The organism is Kitasatospora sp. NPDC057595, from assembly GCF_042800875.1.
Lineage (GTDB): Bacteria > Actinomycetota > Actinomycetes > Streptomycetales > Streptomycetaceae > Kitasatospora.
In genome coordinates, this window is the sequence record NZ_JBHVGL010000030.1 from 48,847 (window position 1) to 63,914 (window position 15,068).

Annotated in this window: 22 protein-coding genes; 9 read left to right on the forward strand and 13 right to left on the reverse strand. The window is 71.5% G+C overall.

Annotated features, from left to right (window positions below):
- Positions 1–400 precede the first annotated feature (400 nt).
- The 7 genes from ACFU9E_RS32260 to ACFU9E_RS32290 form a co-directional block, all read right to left on the reverse strand.
- A complete protein-coding gene (locus tag ACFU9E_RS32260; RefSeq protein WP_380682479.1) occupies positions 401–877 on the reverse strand; it encodes a barstar family protein in 477 nt (158 codons plus the stop codon).
- Positions 867–1,295: a ribonuclease domain-containing protein gene (locus ACFU9E_RS32265; RefSeq protein ID WP_380682478.1), complete on the reverse strand. Its 429-nt coding sequence runs from the start codon at positions 1,293–1,295 to the stop codon at positions 867–869. The genes ACFU9E_RS32260 and ACFU9E_RS32265 overlap by 11 nt, the downstream gene beginning before the upstream one ends.
- Positions 1,296–1,423: 128 nt before the next feature.
- Complete coding sequence (locus tag ACFU9E_RS32270) at positions 1,424–1,900, reverse strand: GNAT family N-acetyltransferase (protein WP_380682477.1); 477 nt, start codon at positions 1,898–1,900, stop codon at positions 1,424–1,426.
- 3 nt (positions 1,901–1,903) lie between these two features.
- Positions 1,904–2,335 carry a VOC family protein gene (locus ACFU9E_RS32275; RefSeq protein WP_355373311.1) on the reverse strand — a complete coding sequence of 144 codons (432 nt, stop codon included), beginning with the start codon at positions 2,333–2,335 and terminating at the stop codon, positions 1,904–1,906.
- 50 nt (positions 2,336–2,385) lie between these two features.
- Positions 2,386–2,508: a hypothetical protein gene (locus tag ACFU9E_RS32280; RefSeq protein WP_355373314.1), complete on the reverse strand. Its 123-nt coding sequence runs from the start codon at positions 2,506–2,508 to the stop codon at positions 2,386–2,388.
- Complete coding sequence (locus tag ACFU9E_RS32285) at positions 2,505–2,741, reverse strand: hypothetical protein (RefSeq protein WP_380682476.1); 237 nt, start codon at positions 2,739–2,741, stop codon at positions 2,505–2,507. The genes ACFU9E_RS32280 and ACFU9E_RS32285 overlap by 4 nt, the downstream gene beginning before the upstream one ends.
- On the reverse strand, positions 2,738–3,106 hold the full coding sequence (locus ACFU9E_RS32290) for an ATP-binding protein (protein WP_380682475.1): 369 nt from the start codon (positions 3,104–3,106) through the stop codon (positions 2,738–2,740). Before ACFU9E_RS32290 ends, ACFU9E_RS32285 begins: the two co-directional genes overlap by 4 nt.
- Positions 3,107–3,388: 282 nt before the next feature.
- On the opposite strand from ACFU9E_RS32290, the gene ACFU9E_RS32295 reads away from it, so the two are divergent.
- From ACFU9E_RS32295 to ACFU9E_RS32305, 3 genes are read left to right on the forward strand one after another with little or no spacing between them, the layout of a single operon-like run.
- On the forward strand, positions 3,389–4,249 hold the full coding sequence (locus ACFU9E_RS32295) for a helix-turn-helix domain-containing protein (protein ID WP_380682474.1): 861 nt from the start codon (positions 3,389–3,391) through the stop codon (positions 4,247–4,249).
- Between the two features lies 1 nt (position 4,250).
- The gene (locus ACFU9E_RS32300) at positions 4,251–4,445 is read left to right on the forward strand and encodes a DUF397 domain-containing protein (RefSeq protein WP_380682473.1); all 195 of its coding nucleotides are present in this window, start codon (positions 4,251–4,253) and stop codon (positions 4,443–4,445) included.
- 46 nt (positions 4,446–4,491) lie between these two features.
- The gene (locus tag ACFU9E_RS32305) at positions 4,492–5,016 is read left to right on the forward strand and encodes a peptidylprolyl isomerase (protein WP_380682472.1); all 525 of its coding nucleotides are present in this window, start codon (positions 4,492–4,494) and stop codon (positions 5,014–5,016) included.
- A 329-nt stretch (positions 5,017–5,345) separates the two neighbouring features.
- Here ACFU9E_RS32305 and ACFU9E_RS32310 read toward each other — a convergent pair whose 3' ends face one another.
- Positions 5,346–5,840, reverse strand: a complete 495-nt coding sequence (locus tag ACFU9E_RS32310; RefSeq protein ID WP_380682471.1) for a DUF4188 domain-containing protein — start codon at positions 5,838–5,840, stop codon at positions 5,346–5,348.
- 101 nt (positions 5,841–5,941) lie between these two features.
- On the opposite strand from ACFU9E_RS32310, the gene ACFU9E_RS32315 reads away from it, so the two are divergent.
- Positions 5,942–6,604 (forward strand): MerR family transcriptional regulator, encoded by a 663-nt coding sequence (locus ACFU9E_RS32315; protein WP_380682470.1) that lies wholly within the window; start codon positions 5,942–5,944, stop codon positions 6,602–6,604.
- Positions 6,605–6,846: 242 nt separating this feature from the next.
- Positions 6,847–6,972: a hypothetical protein gene (locus ACFU9E_RS32320; RefSeq protein WP_380682469.1), complete on the forward strand. Its 126-nt coding sequence runs from the start codon at positions 6,847–6,849 to the stop codon at positions 6,970–6,972.
- 118 nt (positions 6,973–7,090) lie between these two features.
- Here ACFU9E_RS32320 and ACFU9E_RS32325 read toward each other — a convergent pair whose 3' ends face one another.
- Positions 7,091–7,585 (reverse strand): peptidylprolyl isomerase, encoded by a 495-nt coding sequence (locus tag ACFU9E_RS32325; RefSeq protein WP_380687994.1) that lies wholly within the window; start codon positions 7,583–7,585, stop codon positions 7,091–7,093.
- 199 nt (positions 7,586–7,784) lie between these two features.
- Between ACFU9E_RS32325 and ACFU9E_RS32330 the strand changes: the two genes are divergently transcribed.
- Positions 7,785–9,968, forward strand: coding sequence for a tetratricopeptide repeat protein (locus ACFU9E_RS32330; RefSeq protein ID WP_380715551.1), 2,184 nt, complete (start codon positions 7,785–7,787; stop codon positions 9,966–9,968).
- Positions 9,969–9,972: 4 nt separating this feature from the next.
- Here the strand turns inward: ACFU9E_RS32330 and ACFU9E_RS32335 are convergent, their stop codons facing one another.
- On the reverse strand, positions 9,973–10,626 hold the full coding sequence (locus tag ACFU9E_RS32335) for a class I SAM-dependent DNA methyltransferase (RefSeq protein ID WP_380687998.1): 654 nt from the start codon (positions 10,624–10,626) through the stop codon (positions 9,973–9,975).
- A 64-nt stretch (positions 10,627–10,690) separates the two neighbouring features.
- Between ACFU9E_RS32335 and ACFU9E_RS32340 the strand changes: the two genes are divergently transcribed.
- The 3 genes from ACFU9E_RS32340 to ACFU9E_RS32350 all read left to right on the forward strand — a co-directional run bounded on the left by ACFU9E_RS32340 (position 10,691) and on the right by ACFU9E_RS32350 (position 12,869).
- Complete coding sequence (locus ACFU9E_RS32340) at positions 10,691–11,284, forward strand: NAD(P)H-dependent oxidoreductase (protein ID WP_380688000.1); 594 nt, start codon at positions 10,691–10,693, stop codon at positions 11,282–11,284.
- Positions 11,285–11,476: 192 nt separating this feature from the next.
- Positions 11,477–11,965, forward strand: coding sequence for a hypothetical protein (locus ACFU9E_RS32345; protein ID WP_355373348.1), 489 nt, complete (start codon positions 11,477–11,479; stop codon positions 11,963–11,965).
- Positions 11,966–12,254: 289 nt separating this feature from the next.
- Complete coding sequence (locus ACFU9E_RS32350) at positions 12,255–12,869, forward strand: hypothetical protein (RefSeq protein WP_380688002.1); 615 nt, start codon at positions 12,255–12,257, stop codon at positions 12,867–12,869.
- 75 nt (positions 12,870–12,944) lie between these two features.
- Here the strand turns inward: ACFU9E_RS32350 and ACFU9E_RS32355 are convergent, their stop codons facing one another.
- The 3 genes from ACFU9E_RS32355 to ACFU9E_RS32365 all read right to left on the reverse strand — a co-directional run.
- Positions 12,945–13,442 carry a GNAT family N-acetyltransferase gene (locus ACFU9E_RS32355; protein ID WP_380690424.1) on the reverse strand — a complete coding sequence of 166 codons (498 nt, stop codon included), beginning with the start codon at positions 13,440–13,442 and terminating at the stop codon, positions 12,945–12,947.
- A gap of 43 nt (positions 13,443–13,485) precedes the next feature.
- Positions 13,486–14,733 carry a beta-ketoacyl-[acyl-carrier-protein] synthase family protein gene (locus ACFU9E_RS32360; RefSeq protein WP_380715553.1) on the reverse strand — a complete coding sequence of 416 codons (1,248 nt, stop codon included), beginning with the start codon at positions 14,731–14,733 and terminating at the stop codon, positions 13,486–13,488.
- Between the two features lie 239 nt (positions 14,734–14,972).
- Positions 14,973–15,068: acyl-CoA dehydrogenase family protein (locus tag ACFU9E_RS32365; protein ID WP_360021341.1), on the reverse strand; the 96-nt coding region annotated here is incomplete at its 5' end.

The window sequence follows — 15,068 nt, forward strand, 5'->3', positions numbered from 1 at the left end:
CCGACCGGAGAGCCGCCCCGTTCGTCCACGTCACTACCCTGGGCGGCAAACGCGGCACCGTGTCGCGCGATGCCGGGGGTGGACATGGGACGGGTACGACGGGCGGCCGGAACGCAGACCTTCACCGACCTGCTCCGCCATCCGGGGCGCCTCGCCGAGCAGTTCACGGGAGCCGCCGCAGGGCGCGCCGAGGCGGACGTGAGGGCTCTGCACGCGGGTGAGGCCCGCGAGGTCACCGCCTTCCTCCGTGACGGCGAACGCTTCCGGCAGGGCTCACTGCTGCTGGACCCCGTCGCGGCCCCACCGGTGGCGTGGCGGCCGTTCCGGGCGTTCGGCCGGGCCGGTGAGGGGGTCGCCCTGGTCGGACGGCACGGTCTGACGGCGCTGTCGGACAGCGCGGTCAGATGGCGCGGGCGGCGGTGCGGAGGCGGTGTTCGGCGGGGGCGACGTGGGGTGGGGTGGTGGTGAAGAGGACGCGGAGGGGCGAGGCTGCGGTGAGGGTGGTGGCCGCCGCCGCGTCCAGGATGGCCAGGAGGGTGGAGAGTTGGGTGGGCGGCTCGTCGGCGAGGAGGGCGTCGGCCGCCGTGACCAGGACGAGGAGGCGGGTGGTGGTCCCGGCGCCGGGCGGGTGGAGGACGTCGTGCAGGCACTCCTCGAAGGCGTCCCAGTTGCGGCCGAAGTAGCTGGGAAAGGCCAGGGATTCGGCCCACTCGGTGAACAGGGCGGCCCTGGTGCGGCAGTGGTCGCCGCGGACGAGGCGGAGCCGGTGGGTGCCGGTGGCGAACCCGGCCCAGGGCCGGCCGGGCAGGAGGTCCCAGCGGGCCGGGCCGAGGGGTGCGTCGGGCGTATCGGCCGCGTCGGGCGTGTCAGCAGCCATCGGAGATCTCGCGGAAGTCGGCGTAGTGGTCGGCGGTGTACCAGGCATCGCCGGTGGTGGCGTCGCGGACCAGGCGCTCGGCGTCACGGCGGGTGGTGGGCGTCGGGCGGGGGTTGACGTCGTACTCGCGGTAGGTGCCGCCGGACGGGAGGTCGCCGCTGCGGTTGCCGTACGGGTTGCTGCCGCGGACGTACTGCGGGCCGGGGAGGCGGAAGTCGACCGGCTGGGGGTTGCCGGGCCAGCCGAGGGCGCGCCAGGTGTCGCAGGCCCGCGCGACCTGGGGCGGGAAGTCCTCGACGGGGAGCGGGGGTTGGATGATCGCCCGAGTGGCGGGGACCGACCAGGCGGGGGCGGCGGGAAGGACGCAGCAGGCGAGCGCGAGGACCAGGGCGGCCCGGGCCGGACGGCGGAGGGTCATGGGTACCCGTTTCGGTGCGAGGGGCGGTTGCATCGAAGGGGTACCGCGCGGGGGTTGGCCGGATGGGCGGGCGCGCCGGGGCCGGGCACGCCGCTCACCCGTCCGGGTGGTGTGGCGGTGAGCGGGCGTCAGCCGGAGAGAGTGAGGACGACCTCGTCGATCTCCTCGCCGCGGGCGTTCGCGAAGCCGCGCTCACGGCGGGTCACCACGAATCCGCACTTCTCCAGGACGCGGACGGAGCCGCCGTTGTCGGCGGCCACGCGGGCGTGCAACGGACGCTCCAGCAGGGCGGCGAGCAGTTCGCGCAGCGCGGCGGTCGCCGCCCCACGGCCCCAGTACTCGCGCCCGATCCAGTACGTGACCTCGCGCTCCCCGGGCGGACCGAAGACGCCGACGTGGCCGAGGACCTCCCCGTCCACACCGACGACGGTGCGCACGAGGACGGCCGGATCGCGGCGGAGCCGCTCCCAGTGCGCGTCGAACCACACGCGGTCCGAGGGGTCCTCGGCGGTGAACGCCGCCAGGCGGATCCCCTCGGGGTCGCTCGTCTGCGCGAAGAGGACGGGCAGGTCGCCGTCCCGGACTTCCCGCAGGGTGACGTCCATGGGTCAGTCGAGACAGAACTCGTTGCCCGCGATGTCCTGCATCACGATGCAGGACTCGTTCTCGCCGTCGGCCTCCATGACGTACAGGCAGACCGCGCCGAGCGCCACCAGCCGGTCACGTTCGGCCTTGAGGGTGGCGAGGCGCTCCTCCCCCACGAGTCCAGTGCCGGCGCGGACGTCGAGGTGCAGCCGGTTCTTGACGACCTTGCCCTCGGGAACGCGCTGGAAGAGCACGCGCGGGCCCTCGCCGGTGGGATCGGTGCAGGCGAAGTACTGGGGCTCCTTGTCGGGCGACTCCGAGCGGTCGAAGTCGTCCCAGGTGGCGAACCCGTCCGGGGGTGAGGCGACGTATCCCAGCACCTCGCACCAGAAGCGGGCCAGGCGCGTGGGTTCCGCGCAGTCGAAGGTGACCTGGAACTTCTTGACCGATGGCATCCGGCGAGCGTAGCAAGCGGAACTCGCCCGTTCGATCGGATTTTCGGGGGTCAGTCGGGCTGGTCGTCGTCGGTGTGGTGGTGGATTTTGAGGGCGGTGATGACGCCGGTGATCACGGTGGTGAGGGCGAGGGCGAGGAGGGCGGCGAAGGCCGCGCCGATGAGGAAGTTCACGGGGTCCTGGTCCCCTCACGGAGGAGGGTGAGGAGGTTGAGGAGGGTGGCGACGGAGGTGTCGCCGAAGTCGACGAGGAGGCGGCCGTCGATGGTGGTGCCGTTGACGGCGGCGGAGCCCCACTGGATGCCGAACGGCTTGCCGCGCTCGTGGAGTTCGCGGAGGAGGTAGGTGACTTCGAGGTCGGTGTAGGTGCGCAAGGTCGGGTCGCCGGGGGTGAGGGGGGCGTTCACGCGGCGGCGTCCAGCTCGAACCAGGTGACCTTGCCGATCTTGGTGGGGGTGGCGCCGAAGCGGTGGGTGAGGGCGCGGACGAGGTGGAGGCCGCGCCCGGAGAGGGAGTAGGGGTCGGCGGGGGTGGTGGGGGGTTCGGGGAGGGTGGGGCTGTCGTCGCACACGGAGACGCGGAGGGTGCGGGGGCGGAGGACGACGATGACGCGGGGGGCCTGGCAGCCGGCGTGCCGCCAGGCGTTGACGTAGAGCTCGTGGAGGGCGAGCTCGGCATCGGCGATGGCGTCCGGCTGCCAGTGGGAGGTGAGGAGGGCGGAGCGCAGCTCGTCGCGGGCGGCGGACCAGTCGGGCGGGTTGAGGGCACACATAGGAGACCTCCGTGGGGTGGTGGTGAGGGAGTTGGGGAGGTGTCGCCGTGAGCCAGGCCGGTGCGGTTGCTCTTCGGCGCCCGGGCAGCAGGTACCTACTGCCCCTGAAGAAGGCTTTACTGACGGACCGTTGGGTTCCGACGGCCATGACAGTACATCCAAAGTTCCTCATGAGATACCGATCCGGCTAAGGTTCACCCTCAGGTGCACTCTCCGAGGCGCTGGTGGACCAAAGCCGAGCCCGCGCTGCACACTTGAGCTACTTCACGTAAGGACAGAGCCATGCCGCCACGCCGACACCCAACCTTCAGGCAGCGCCGGCTCGGGGCCGAACTGCGCCGAATCCGCGAAGGGGCGTCACTCAGCGGCCCGCAGCTGGCCAGGATTCTTGACATCGACGTGAGCCAGATCAGCCAGATGGAGACCGGTCGAATCGGCGTCAGCCGTCAGCGGATCCGCGCGATAGCCGATGCCTGCAGATGCCTCAACGACCCGCTCATCCAAGCCTTGGGCGACATGACCCAGGATCGATCGAAGGGGTGGTGGGAGGACTACCGAGGTTCACTGCCCGCCGCCTTCTTCGAGTCCGCCGAGCATGAGGAGTTCGCCGCGGGAACCATCAGGGTGTGGGCGGCGATGTTCCTGCCGGGAGTCCTGCAGACGGCCGACTACGCAAAGGGCATCTTCAGTCGGAGGGTCCCCGGCCTCACCATCGACGAGATCGACCTCCGGACCGCCTTCCGCACCCAACGGAGGAATTTCTTGCTTCGGCACCCGGAGAAAAAATTTGAGGCATACATTCACGAGTCGTGCCTTGTGACGCGCTTCGGCGGCACCGAGGTACTGCGAAAGCAGCTACTGCGCCTCGTCGAGGATTCACATCGCAGCAATGTGACGATCCGCATCACCCCCTTCAAGGCCGAGACATTCCCTGGAGTGATCGAGAGCTTCATCTACAGCTACGGCGAGGTCGCGGAACTTGATACCGTGGAGACCGACTCCTCGCGGGGACCGGAGTTTTACGACGCGCCAAACGAGCTGGCAGGATACAGGGCCGTCCTGGACCGCATCGAGAAAGCCTCCCTCGACGAAGAGGAGTCGCGCGAGATGCTCACCGCGACGTCCCGAGAGTTGAAGGACTGAAGTGCCGCAGAATAAATGGCAGAAGTCGTCTTTTAGTAGCTCAGCCGACGAGTGCGTAGAAGTTCGTGTCGTGGACAGGACCGTCGAGCTTCGCGAGTCCGAGTGCGGCCACATTATTGCCCGAACCAGCCCACTGAAGTTTGCAAATCTCCTCGATTGCATCAAAGCTGGGGAATTCGACCACCACGCCGCCTGATACCGGTCAAGTCCGGCTGCTCGATCGAAAGGTTCTTCCTACCACCATGGGCTCGCAGCACTACGCCGTCATCAAGACCAACCACGGCTCCATCACCGCCAAGCTCTTCCAGTTCCACACCCCTCGCACCGTGCGCAACTTCGTCGAACTGGCGGAAGGCTCCCGGGAGTGGACCGATCCCTCGACCAACTCCCCCACCACCGCCCCGCTCTACAACGGGACGACCTTCCACCGCGTCATCCCCAACTTCATGGTCCAGGGCGGCGACCCCCTCGGTGACGGCACCGGCGGCCCCGGCTACGCCTTCCCCGACGAGTTCCACCCCGAACTCTTCTTCACCAAGCCCTACCTCCTCGCCATGGCCAACGCGGGCCCGAACACCAACGGCTCCCAGTTCTTCATCACCACCCGCGCCACGCCGCACCTCAACCGCAAGCACACCATCTTCGGCGAGGTCACCGACCCCGACAGCCAGAAGGTCGTCGATTCCATCGCCGCCACCCCGACCGGCCCCGGCGACCGCCCGCTCGAACCCGTCGTCATCGAGTCGATCACCATCGAAATCCGCTGACGCCCCACCCGGAGTAGGAAGTCGGCCCCGCCGACTTCCTACTCCGTCCCACCCCCGAACACCACCCCGCCCCGTACGGATCCCCCGCCGCCCGCGGCAACCTCACGCTCGCCGGCAAGCCGCTCACCCCGCTGCCCACCCGCACGGCCGTGCAGGCCCTGTTCGTCGCGGCGGCGGTGGCGGCTTCAAGGTTCGGATCTCGGCCCGGCCCGATGGTGGGCCGGCGTCCCCGGTGGGACTCGGGGTCGTGGCGCGCGTTCTGACGTGACGGATGCCGCATGGCCCGGCGGCTGCCACCGGGCCGTTGCCACGGCGGGTGCGGGACCGCTTCACGGCGCCGCCGGACGCCCCATTCGCTCACGGGCCGTTTCGCCGCGCCGCGCCACCGGGACCGTGCCCGTCGCCTCGGCCAGGCCGTACGGCGGCATGTCGATGTATATCGCCTCGTGGGAGCCGGCCGGCACCACGAAGGTCTCGTGCCAGATGCCGACGTTCCCCGCACCTTCGCGAGCCAGGCGGTTGAAGGCCGCCCAGGCCGGCCGGTGCTCCTGGCCCTGATCGGCGGCGTAGGCGAGCAGCTTCTCCGGCGACTCCCAGTACTGGACCAACTCGACCACCCGGGGCAGGCCCAGCCGCATCCGGTAGCCGAGCAGTCCGCTGTGCGGATCCTCGGCGAGCTCCTTGAGCATGCGCGGCATCGCGGCCGAGGCCGGCCACCAACTGCGCAGCGCGCGGAACCGGTTGATTCGCATCCCGATGTGGAACACCACCACTGAACCCTCATGATCGGCGGTGGTCCGGCCCCGGATCAGCGTTGCTGCCATGACGAAGTGCCTCCTCGGCGCGCCGTGTTCGGCCGCGCTTGATGGGTAGCTGAACTATCCTTGTAGGATACTTGCACTATCTTTACGAAGGGTGCAAGTGGATGCGACTCGCGGAACTGAGTGAACGCAGCGGGCTCCCGACCGCGACGATCAAGTACTACCTGAGGGAGCAACTCCTGCCGCCCGGCGTGCTGGTGAGCGCCAAGCAGGCCGAGTACGGCGAGGATCACCTGCGTCGACTGCGGCTGGTGCGGGCGCTGATCCAGATCGGCCGGATGCCGATCGCCACGGCCCGCGAGGTCCTGACCGCCATCGACGACGAGAGCCTCGACCAGAACGACCGCCTCGGTATGGCCGTCGGCGCACTGCCCCCCGGCCCGGCCCAGCCCGACCAGGACGACCGGGCCACCGCCGCCGCGCGCCGCGAGGCCGACCTCCTGCTCGACTCGCTGGGCTGGACGAACTGCGAGGACGCCTCATCGGGGCCCTACCGCGCGCTCGTCACCGCGCTGGCCGCGCTGGCCGCACTCGGTTACCCGCACGACCTCGACCACCTGGTGCCGTACGCCCAACAGGCCACCCGGCTGGCAGCGCACGACCTGGACATGGTCCAGGAGTACGAGAGCCCGTCGGAGCAGATCGAGGCAGCCGTGGCCCTCACCGTGCTCTACGAGCCCATCCTGCTGAGCCTGCGCCGCCTCGCCCATGCGCGGGAGAGCACCCTGCGCCACGGAACCCGCGCCACCGGCCGGTCGACCACGTAATCGGCGCCGGCCGTCACCCGCTGCTCGGTCAAGGCCCACTCGGCATCCGTCACGTCAGAACGCGCCACGATCCCGGACTGCCAGAGACACCGGCCCACCATCGGACCAGGCCACATCCGCACCTTGAACAGCTCCTGGCGCCGCCCGGCCGCCGCCGGGAGGGCTCTCAGCCTACGACCGCAAGCCGCGGCGGCACCCAGGTGCGGTGCCGGAGGATCGCCCGGATCGCGACCCGGGAGGGCGTGAGCCGCATCGCCGCGACCTGCATCGACGGGCTGGTCTTCGACCGGTTGGGGAGCGGCGGCGAGGTGCCGCGCGAGGCGCTCGAAGGGCTGGTCGCCGCTGCCCTGCGCCGCGGCAGAGAGTAGCGGAGCGCAGGAAGTCGGACCCGCCGACTTCCTGCTCCGGCGTGCTCCGCAAACGCGCGGACGCGGCCCGCCGTGGTGTGCGGGCCGCGTCCGAGTGCGGGCTTGAAGGGGCGAGCCCTTACTCCACGATGCCGGACTTGGCGATGGTGACCTTGGCCTTCGGGGCGCCGCTCTGCGAGCCGAGGCTCTCGATCTTCGTCACCAGGTCCATGCCGTCGACGACCTCGCCGAAGACGACGTGCTTGCCGTCCAGCCAGTCGGTCACGATGGTGGTGATGAAGAACTGCGAGCCGTTGGTGTTCTTGCCCGCGTTGGCCATCGAGAGCTGGCCCGGCTTGGTGTGCTTCACCTGGAAGTTCTCGTCCGCGAACTTCTCGCCGTAGATGCTCTTGCCGCCGGTGCCGTTGCCGCGGGTGAAGTCGCCACCCTGCAGCATGAACGCCGGGATGATGCGGTGGAAGGACGAGCCCTCGTAGCCGAAACCGTTCTGGCCGGTGGCCAGCTCACGGAAGTTGCGCGCGGTCTTCGGGACGATGTCGTCGAAGAGCGTGAAGACGATGCGGCCGGCCGGCTCGTCGTTGATGGTGATGTCGAAGAAAACGTTTGAACCCATGCAGGGATCATGGCATGCCGGGCGTCCCGACGCGCGGCACCCCCCGGCGTCCGGTCACGCTCCGCCGACCGGTGATCAACGGAATCGGCCCCCCTCGGGACGGTGCGGGGGCCAGGATGGCGGCGTGAAGAACGGGGAGGACAGGGTCCGCAACGAGGTCAGCGGCAGCGACGTCGGCAAGGTGTTCCAGGCCGGAACCATGCACGTCGCCCTCGGGGCGGCCGGTGGTGGACCGGCGCCGACGGCGCTCGCGTCGCTGCCCGCGCCCCCGGTGGACCTGGTGGGGCGCGGCGAGGTGTCGGAGGCGCTCCTGGCGCTGCTCGCGCCCTCGGCAGGGGACGGCGGGCCGGTACTGGTGTCCGCCGTGGCGGGGCTGGCGGGTGTCGGGAAGACGGCGCTCGCACTGTACGCGGCGCACGAGGCCGTGCGACGCGGCTGGTTCCCGGGCGGGGTGCTGTACGTGCCGCTGCGCGGCTACCGGCCCGGGGTGGCGGTGAGCGGCGAGCAGGCGGTCGGCGCGCTGCTGCGGGCGCTCGGCGTCCGCGACCACGACGTGCCGCCGACGGCGGAGGAGCAAGCCGGGCTGTACCGCTCCGAGCTGGCCCGGCGGGCGAGCGGGGACGGTGCGGTGCTGGTGCTCGCCGACGACGCCTCGGCGGTGGAGCAGGTCGCTCCGCTGGTACCGGCGGACTCCTGCCACCGGCTGCTGGTCACCTCGCGGGACAGCCTGCACTCCCCCGGCTTCCCGGCCCGGCTGCTGCCGCTCGGGGTGCTGGGGGCGGCGGAGGCCGGGGAACTGGTCGCGACGGCGCTGCGGCGGGCCCGGCCGGAGGACGGGCGGGCGGCGGCGGAGCCGGAGGCGCTGGCGGCGATCGCGGAGCACTGCGGGCACCTGCCGCTGGCGCTGCAGATCGCGGCGGCGCTGCTGGTGGACGATCCGGGGCTGCCGCTCGCCGATCTGGCGGAGGAGCTGACTGACAGAGGGAGCCGACTGGACGCCCTTCGGCACGGGGACGGCGGCGGGATGTCGCTCGCGGTGGCGGGGGCGTTCGAGCTCTCGTACCGGCGACTGCCGGAGGAAACGGCCCGGGTCCTGCGGCTCACGACGGTGAACCCGGGGCCGGACGTGTCGACGGAGGCGGTCGCCGTGCTGGCCGAACTGGGGAAGGCAGCGGCACGGCGGCACCTGGCGGCCCTGGCCCGGGCGAACCTGCTGGCGGAACAGCCGGTGGGGTCGGGGCGGTGGCGGGCGCACGACCTGGTGCGGCTGTACGCGGCGCGGCTCGCGGAAGGGGACCGGGCGTCGGCATGGAGCCGGCTGTGGAAGCACTACGTGGACACCGCGCGCGCTGCTTCCTTCCACCTCCCCGGACAGATCAACGGTAAGCACCTCAACAGCCTGTTCACCGACCAGACCACCGCCCTCGCCTGGCTCGACGCCGAACGCGCCAACCTCACGACCGGTATCGGGCTCCCCGAGACCGACACCCGATCCATCCTCGACGTGGGCTTCGTCCTCGGCGTCTACCTGCTGTACAGCCGGCACCACCACGATGACGCGCTTCACGTGGCCGGTCGAACCCTTGAGGCCGCCACAACGGCCGACGACAGTCACTCGACCGCCGCCGCGTTCAGTCTGCGCAGCGCCGTCCTGCGGGAGATGGAGATGCTCGACGCCGCGATCGAGTCCGACCTGAAGTCCGTCGAAGTCTTCCGCAGCCTCAATGACCCGCTGTCCGAAGCCCAGGCCCTCCTCGCACTCGGCATCACTCTGGCACGGGCACAGCGATTCGAGGAGGCGATCGACATCAATACCCGGGCACTCGCCATCCATCGCGAACACGGCGATCGGCACCGTGAAGCGCAGACCATGATCGGCCTTGCCACCGTCCAGGCGACCATGGGGCGCCACGATCACGCGATGGCCACCCACCGCCAGGCCTTGGCCCTCTGCGAGTCCATCCCCAACCCCTACCTGGAAGCCGTCGCGCTCGTCGGTGTCAGCCACTCCCTCCATGCCGCCGAACGATTCGACGAAGCCGTGCCCTTGCTCCTACGCGCTCACGCCCGCCACCTAGAACTCGGCAACCGGTTCGGCGAAGCCGTGGTCCTCGTCAACCTCGGCACCACTCTGGCCCACACAGGACGGCATGAGGAAGCCGTGGAAGCGTGCGCCAAGGCGGTCTCCATCCATCACGCCATGGGCAACCGATTCGAAGAGGGCAGCGCTTTGGGGAATCTCGGTGTTGTCCTGCAAGCCCTGGGCCGCAGGGAGGAGGCCGTAGCCGCGGTCAGCCGGGCAGTCGCCCTCCTTGAGGAGTTCGGTCACGCCGAGGCCGGTGACCTTCGGGTGATCCTGGCGGAGCTGGGGCGGACGAAGTAGGCCGCTACTCCGCCTTGTGGGCGAGAAGGTAGGCCTGCGGGGTCCGCTCGCCCTCCTCCGGTTCGCGGATGAGGCGGGTGGTGACCTTCAGGCCGGCTTCGGTGGCCAGCTGCTCGATCGCGTCGGGCTGTTGGCGGCGGAAGTCGAGGGTGACGGGGTGGCCGAAGGGGTCCTCGATACGCAGGGCGTCGTCGCCGACCTGGAAGGCGAGGACCAGCGGGGCTCCCGGAGCGAGGACGCGGTGGAACTCGGCGAAAGCCCTCGGCAGCTGCTCCGCCGGGGTGTGGATGATCGAGTACCAGGCGACGATGCCGGACAACTCGCCGTCGCCGTAGGGCAGGTCGAGCAGGGAGCCGACCCGGAAGGGGATCTCCGGGTGCGCCGCCCGGGCCAGTTCCACCATCTGCGGGGAGAGGTCGAGGCCAGTGACCTCCAGGCCGAGGGCGGCCAGGTGGCCGGTGATCCGGCCCGGGCCGCAGCCGAGTTCGGCGACGCGGCCGCCGCCGGCCGTCGTCACCAGCTCGGCGAAGGCGGCCAGCACGGCCCGGTCCCAGGTCGCGGTGGCCAGCGCGCCGCCGTAGCGGTCGGCGTAGTCGGCGGCGACGGCGTCGTAGAACGTCCGGGCGGCGGTGAGGAATTCGGGCTCGGTGGTGGTCACGGCGGTCGACCCTACCGGGGTTAGGATCGGCCGGTCGGGAGGGGCGGGAGGGGACACTGTGAAGATGCGGGTCGGGGTCTATCTGGCGCATCCGAAGCCGGGGAGCTTCAACCACGCGCTGTTCGAGGCCGTGGTGGACGAGCTGCGGGAGCAGGGCACCGAGGTCGTCGCGCACGATCTGTACGCCGAGGGGTTCTCGCCGCTGCTCGGCGCCGAGGAGACGGAGACGGTGGCCGCGAGCGCGTCCGCCGAGGACGGGCAGCTCGCGCTGCACCGGGCCGAGGTGGCGACGCTGGACGCGCTCGTCCTCGTCCACCCCAACTGGTGGGGCATGCCGCCCGCCGTGCTCGCCGGGTGGGTGCAGCGGGTGATGGTGCCGGGCGTCGCGTACAAGCTGGGGTCGGCGGACGGGGAGCCCGTCGGGCTGCTGCGGGCCGGGCGGGCGCTGGTGCTGAACACCTCGGACACCCCGGAGGCCCGGGAGCACGAGGAGTTCGGGGATCCGCTGGAGCGGATCTGGGCGGCGTGCGTGCTGCCCTACGTCGGTGTGACGGACGTTCGCAGGCGGGTGTTCCGCACGGTGACCGATTCCTCGGCCGGCGAGCGCGCGCAGTGGCTGCGCCAGGCGCGGCAGGAGGTGGCGGCGCTGATCGGCTGACGCGGACCGGAGGAAGTGCGCGCGGGCGCGTAGACGGCGGCCGGCGGAATGATCGTCCGGAGCGGAGCACCGGGCTGACGGCCCGTCGTGCGTGCTAGAACCGTCGACGGCTGTGACCGCTCACCCGCGGACCACCGCCCCCTGCACCGTGCACCGTGCATCCACCGGCAACTCCTCGACCGAAGGAGAACCATGTCCGTCGCACGTACCTTCCGCACCGCACGATCCGGCCTGCTCGCGGCCTCGGCCGCGGTGACCCTGCTGCTCTCCGGCGCCGCCGCCACCGCGCCCGCCTCCGCCACCACCACGACGACCACCGGTCTGGACGGCACCTACGCCTGTTCCGTCCCGGCCGGCTACGTCTACGACGGGGTGTCCATGAACCGTGCCTGCAGCGGCGGCGGCAGCTGGAACACTCCGCAGTTCCACCTGCGCACGCCCGTCGACGGCCTCACCGCCTGTACCAGCGCGCCGGGCTTCACCTACGACTCCATCGGCCACAGCACCACGTGCAGCCAGTCGTCGGGCACCCTCGCCAGCACCTTCCACCTGCGGATTCCGGCCGTCGGCATGTGGGCGTGCAGCGTCCCGTCCGGCTGGACCTACAGCGCCACCGGCTCGGGCCTGGACTGCGCCGCCGTCCAGGGTGTGCCGGGCACCAGGTTCCTCCTGGCCCACTGACCGGGCTCGCCCGTAACGACGGGCGGGCGGCCCGGCGGCAGCCGAGTCGCCCGCCCGCACCGGCTGCGCCAGGCGCGGCAGCGGGCGGCGACGCCGATCGGCTGACATGAACCGGAGGAACCGCACGTGGGCGCGTAGACGGCGGACGGCGGAATGATCGTCCGGAGCGGAGCACCGGGCTGACGGTCCGCCGTACGTGCTAGAACCGTCGGCGGCAGTGAACGCTCACCCGCCTTCGCCGCCGCCAGCACCGTGCATCCACCGGCAACTCCTCCACCGAAGGAGAACCATGTCCGTCGCACGCACCGCACGATCCGCCCTGCTCGCGGCCTTCGCCGCGCTGGCGCTGCTGCTCTCCGGCGCCGCCGCCACCGCGCCCGCCTCCGCCACCACGACCACCACGACGACTGTCACCGGCCTGGACGGCGTGTGGGCCTGTGACGTCCCGGCCGGCTACGTCTACGACCAGGTGTCCATGAACCGCAGCTGTAGCGGCGGCGGCAGCTGGAACTCGCCGCAGTTCCACCTGCGCACCCCCGTCGACGGGCTGACCGCGTGCGTCAGCAACCCGGCCTTCGTCTACGACTCCATCTCCTGGGGCTACTCGTGCAGCCAGCAGTCCGGCGTGATCTCCAACGCCTACCACCTGCGCACCCCGTACGACGGTCTCACCGCGTGCGTGGGCACCCCGGCCTTCACCTATGACTTCACCGGCCGCAGCACCTCCTGCAGCCTGCTGTACGGGAGCAGCGTCCCGTCCACCACCTTCCACCTGCGCACGCCGGTGAACGGCATGTGGGCGTGCGACGTCCCCCGCGGCTGGACCTACAGCGCCACCACCCAGAACCTGGACTGCGCCAACGGCCCGAGCGTGCCGACCACCAAGTTCCTCCTGGTCCACTGACGGCCCGCTGAGGCCGAGCACGGCCCGCGGAACGGGCGGGCGACCCGGCAGCGGCCGGGTCGCCCGCCCTCCCGTTCAGCCCGGCGGCAGCTCCAGCTCCGCGACCTCCTGGTCCCCGCTGAACCCGCCCGTCGGCCGGAAGCCGAGGCGGGCGTAGAACCCCGCCGGACCGCCCTCCCCGGGCACGTAGGTGACGCAGACCCGGGTGCCGCCGCGGCGGCGGATCTCGGCGGCGACCTGCTCGACGGCGAAGCGGCCGTAGCCCCGGCCCTGGGTGTCGGCGGCGATGTTGAGGCGCCAGAGGCCGGAGCGCGGCTGATCGCCGGGCCGGAAGACGACGTCGAAGAAGGCCATCAGGAAGCCGACCAGTCGCTCGCCGTCGTAGACCAGCCTCGGCCAGGCGGTCTCCCCGTAGGCGTACGCCTCGGCGAGCGAGGTGGCCACCGGGGCGACCAGGTGCTCCTGGTCGGGGCGGACCTTCAGCTCCAGGGCGGCGTCGATGTTCTTCGGGGTGACCGGTTCGAGCCGCAGGGCGGGCTCCGGCGCCGATTCCGTCGGCGTGGGTGTGGACATGGCGGTCAGACTAGTGAGCACCCGCCCGCCGGTCCCCCGGTTTTCACGGCGCCGGCGTGAACACCAGCGAGGCGTTGTGGCCGCCGAAGCCGAACGCGTTGGTGAGCGCCGCGCCGAGCGGGCCCCGGCGGGCGGCGCCCGCGACCACGTCCAGCTTGACCGCCGGGTCCTGCCGCTCCAGGTTGCGGGTGGGCGGGACGGCGCCGTCGCGCAGTGCGAGGACGGTCGCGAGCGCGCCCAGCGCGCCGGCCGCGCCGAAGAGGTGGCCGGTCATCGACTTGGTGGCGGTGACCAGCGGGTGGGCGCCGATCGCCGCGGTGACCGACTCCGCCTCGACCAGGTCGCCGAGCTGGGTGGAGGTGGCGTGGGCGTGGACGAGCCCGATGTCCAGCGGCGACAGCCCGGCCTCGGCGATCGCCCGGCGCATCGCGCGGACCTGGCCCTCGGCGGCGGCCGCGGTGATGTGGTGGGCGTCGGAGGTGACCGCCGCGCCCGCCAGGGCGGCGTGGGCGCGGGCCCGGCGGGCGGCGGCGAAGCCGGCCCGTTCCAGGACGACGACGGCCGCGCCCTCGCCGATCACGAAGCCGTCCCGGTCGACGTCGAAGGGACGGGAGGCGCGGCCGGGCTCGTCGTTGCGCAGCGAGTGGGCCCTGGCCTGGGCGAAGCCGGCCAACGGCAGCGGACAGACGCACGCCTCGGCGCCGCCCGCCACCACCACGTCGGCCCGGCCGAGGCGGATGAGGTCCAGGCCGAGCGCGATGGCCTCGGCACCGGACGCGCAGGCGCTCACCGGGGTGTGCGCGCCGGCCCGCGCGCCGAGTTCGATGGAGACCCAGGCGGCCGGGCCGTTGGCCATCAGCATCGGCACGGTGTGCGGGGAGACCTTCCGGACGCCGGAGGCCTCCAGGACGTCGTCCTGGCCGAGCATGGTGAGCGCTCCGCCGGTGCCGGTGCCGATCACCACCGCCAGCCGTTCGCCGTCGACCTCGGGGGCGCCGGCGTCGGCCCAGGCCTCGCGGGCGGCGATCAGCGCGACCTGCTCGCAGCGGTCGAGCCGCCGGGCCTGGACGCGGTCGAGCACCTCGGACGGCTCGACGGCGAGCTGCCCGGCGATCCGGATCGGGAGCCCGGCGGCCCAGTCGGCCTCGATCGGCCGGATGCCGCCCTCGCCGGCCAGCATCGCGGACCAGGTGGAAGGGACGTCGCCGCCGAGCGGGGTGGTGGCCCCGAGGCCGGTGACCAGCACCGGTTCCAGGGCGTGGGCCGGGGTCCGGCTGTTGTCAGTACCCATCGAAATACCTCCATGGCGTTCTGTGGAGATTGTTGAGCAGATACAACTCGCCCCACCCAATGGGCGCGGGGAGCTTCCGCCTCATCACCCACCCTGCCATGACGTTGATGGCCGCTCAGGTGTGTCAGCGAGCCGATTCGACGAGCTGAGCCCTGTAGGACTTCTACAAAGGCGGTGGAACGCCAGGAGCCCCCGGCCGAGGAGGTCGGCCGGGGGCTCCGGTGGCTGCCGCGCGGGGGCTACGGCAGGTTGCGGGCCATCACGATGCGCTGGATCTGGTTGGTGCCCTCGTAGATCTGCGTGATCTTCGCGTCCCGCATCATCCGCTCCAGCGG

What these genes read in the sequence shown, in the direction of transcription:
- ACFU9E_RS32360 (WP_380715553.1), bottom strand. Translation starts at nt 14,733, where the DNA reads ATGGGTACTGACAACAGCCGGACCCCGGCCCACGCCCTGGAACCGGTG.
- ACFU9E_RS32350 (WP_380688002.1), top strand. Translation starts at nt 12,255, where the DNA reads ATGTCCGTCGCACGCACCGCACGATCCGCCCTGCTCGCGGCCTTCGCC.
- ACFU9E_RS32275 (WP_355373311.1), bottom strand. Translation starts at nt 2,335, where the DNA reads ATGCCATCGGTCAAGAAGTTCCAGGTCACCTTCGACTGCGCGGAACCC.
- ACFU9E_RS32270 (WP_380682477.1), bottom strand. Translation starts at nt 1,900, where the DNA reads ATGGACGTCACCCTGCGGGAAGTCCGGGACGGCGACCTGCCCGTCCTC.
- ACFU9E_RS32260 (WP_380682479.1), bottom strand. Translation starts at nt 877, where the DNA reads ATGGCTGCTGACACGCCCGACGCGGCCGATACGCCCGACGCACCCCTC.
- ACFU9E_RS32325 (WP_380687994.1), bottom strand. Translation starts at nt 7,585, where the DNA reads ATGGGTTCAAACGTTTTCTTCGACATCACCATCAACGACGAGCCGGCC.
- ACFU9E_RS32295 (WP_380682474.1), top strand. Translation starts at nt 3,389, where the DNA reads ATGCCGCCACGCCGACACCCAACCTTCAGGCAGCGCCGGCTCGGGGCC.
- ACFU9E_RS32355 (WP_380690424.1), bottom strand. Translation starts at nt 13,442, where the DNA reads ATGTCCACACCCACGCCGACGGAATCGGCGCCGGAGCCCGCCCTGCGG.
- ACFU9E_RS32330 (WP_380715551.1), top strand. Translation starts at nt 7,785, where the DNA reads ATGCACGTCGCCCTCGGGGCGGCCGGTGGTGGACCGGCGCCGACGGCG.
- ACFU9E_RS32345 (WP_355373348.1), top strand. Translation starts at nt 11,477, where the DNA reads ATGTCCGTCGCACGTACCTTCCGCACCGCACGATCCGGCCTGCTCGCG.
- ACFU9E_RS32305 (WP_380682472.1), top strand. Translation starts at nt 4,492, where the DNA reads ATGGGCTCGCAGCACTACGCCGTCATCAAGACCAACCACGGCTCCATC.
- ACFU9E_RS32265 (WP_380682478.1), bottom strand. Translation starts at nt 1,295, where the DNA reads ATGACCCTCCGCCGTCCGGCCCGGGCCGCCCTGGTCCTCGCGCTCGCC.
- ACFU9E_RS32290 (WP_380682475.1), bottom strand. Translation starts at nt 3,106, where the DNA reads ATGTGTGCCCTCAACCCGCCCGACTGGTCCGCCGCCCGCGACGAGCTG.
- ACFU9E_RS32340 (WP_380688000.1), top strand. Translation starts at nt 10,691, where the DNA reads ATGCGGGTCGGGGTCTATCTGGCGCATCCGAAGCCGGGGAGCTTCAAC.
- ACFU9E_RS32310 (WP_380682471.1), bottom strand. Translation starts at nt 5,840, where the DNA reads ATGGCAGCAACGCTGATCCGGGGCCGGACCACCGCCGATCATGAGGGT.
- ACFU9E_RS32315 (WP_380682470.1), top strand. Translation starts at nt 5,942, where the DNA reads ATGCGACTCGCGGAACTGAGTGAACGCAGCGGGCTCCCGACCGCGACG.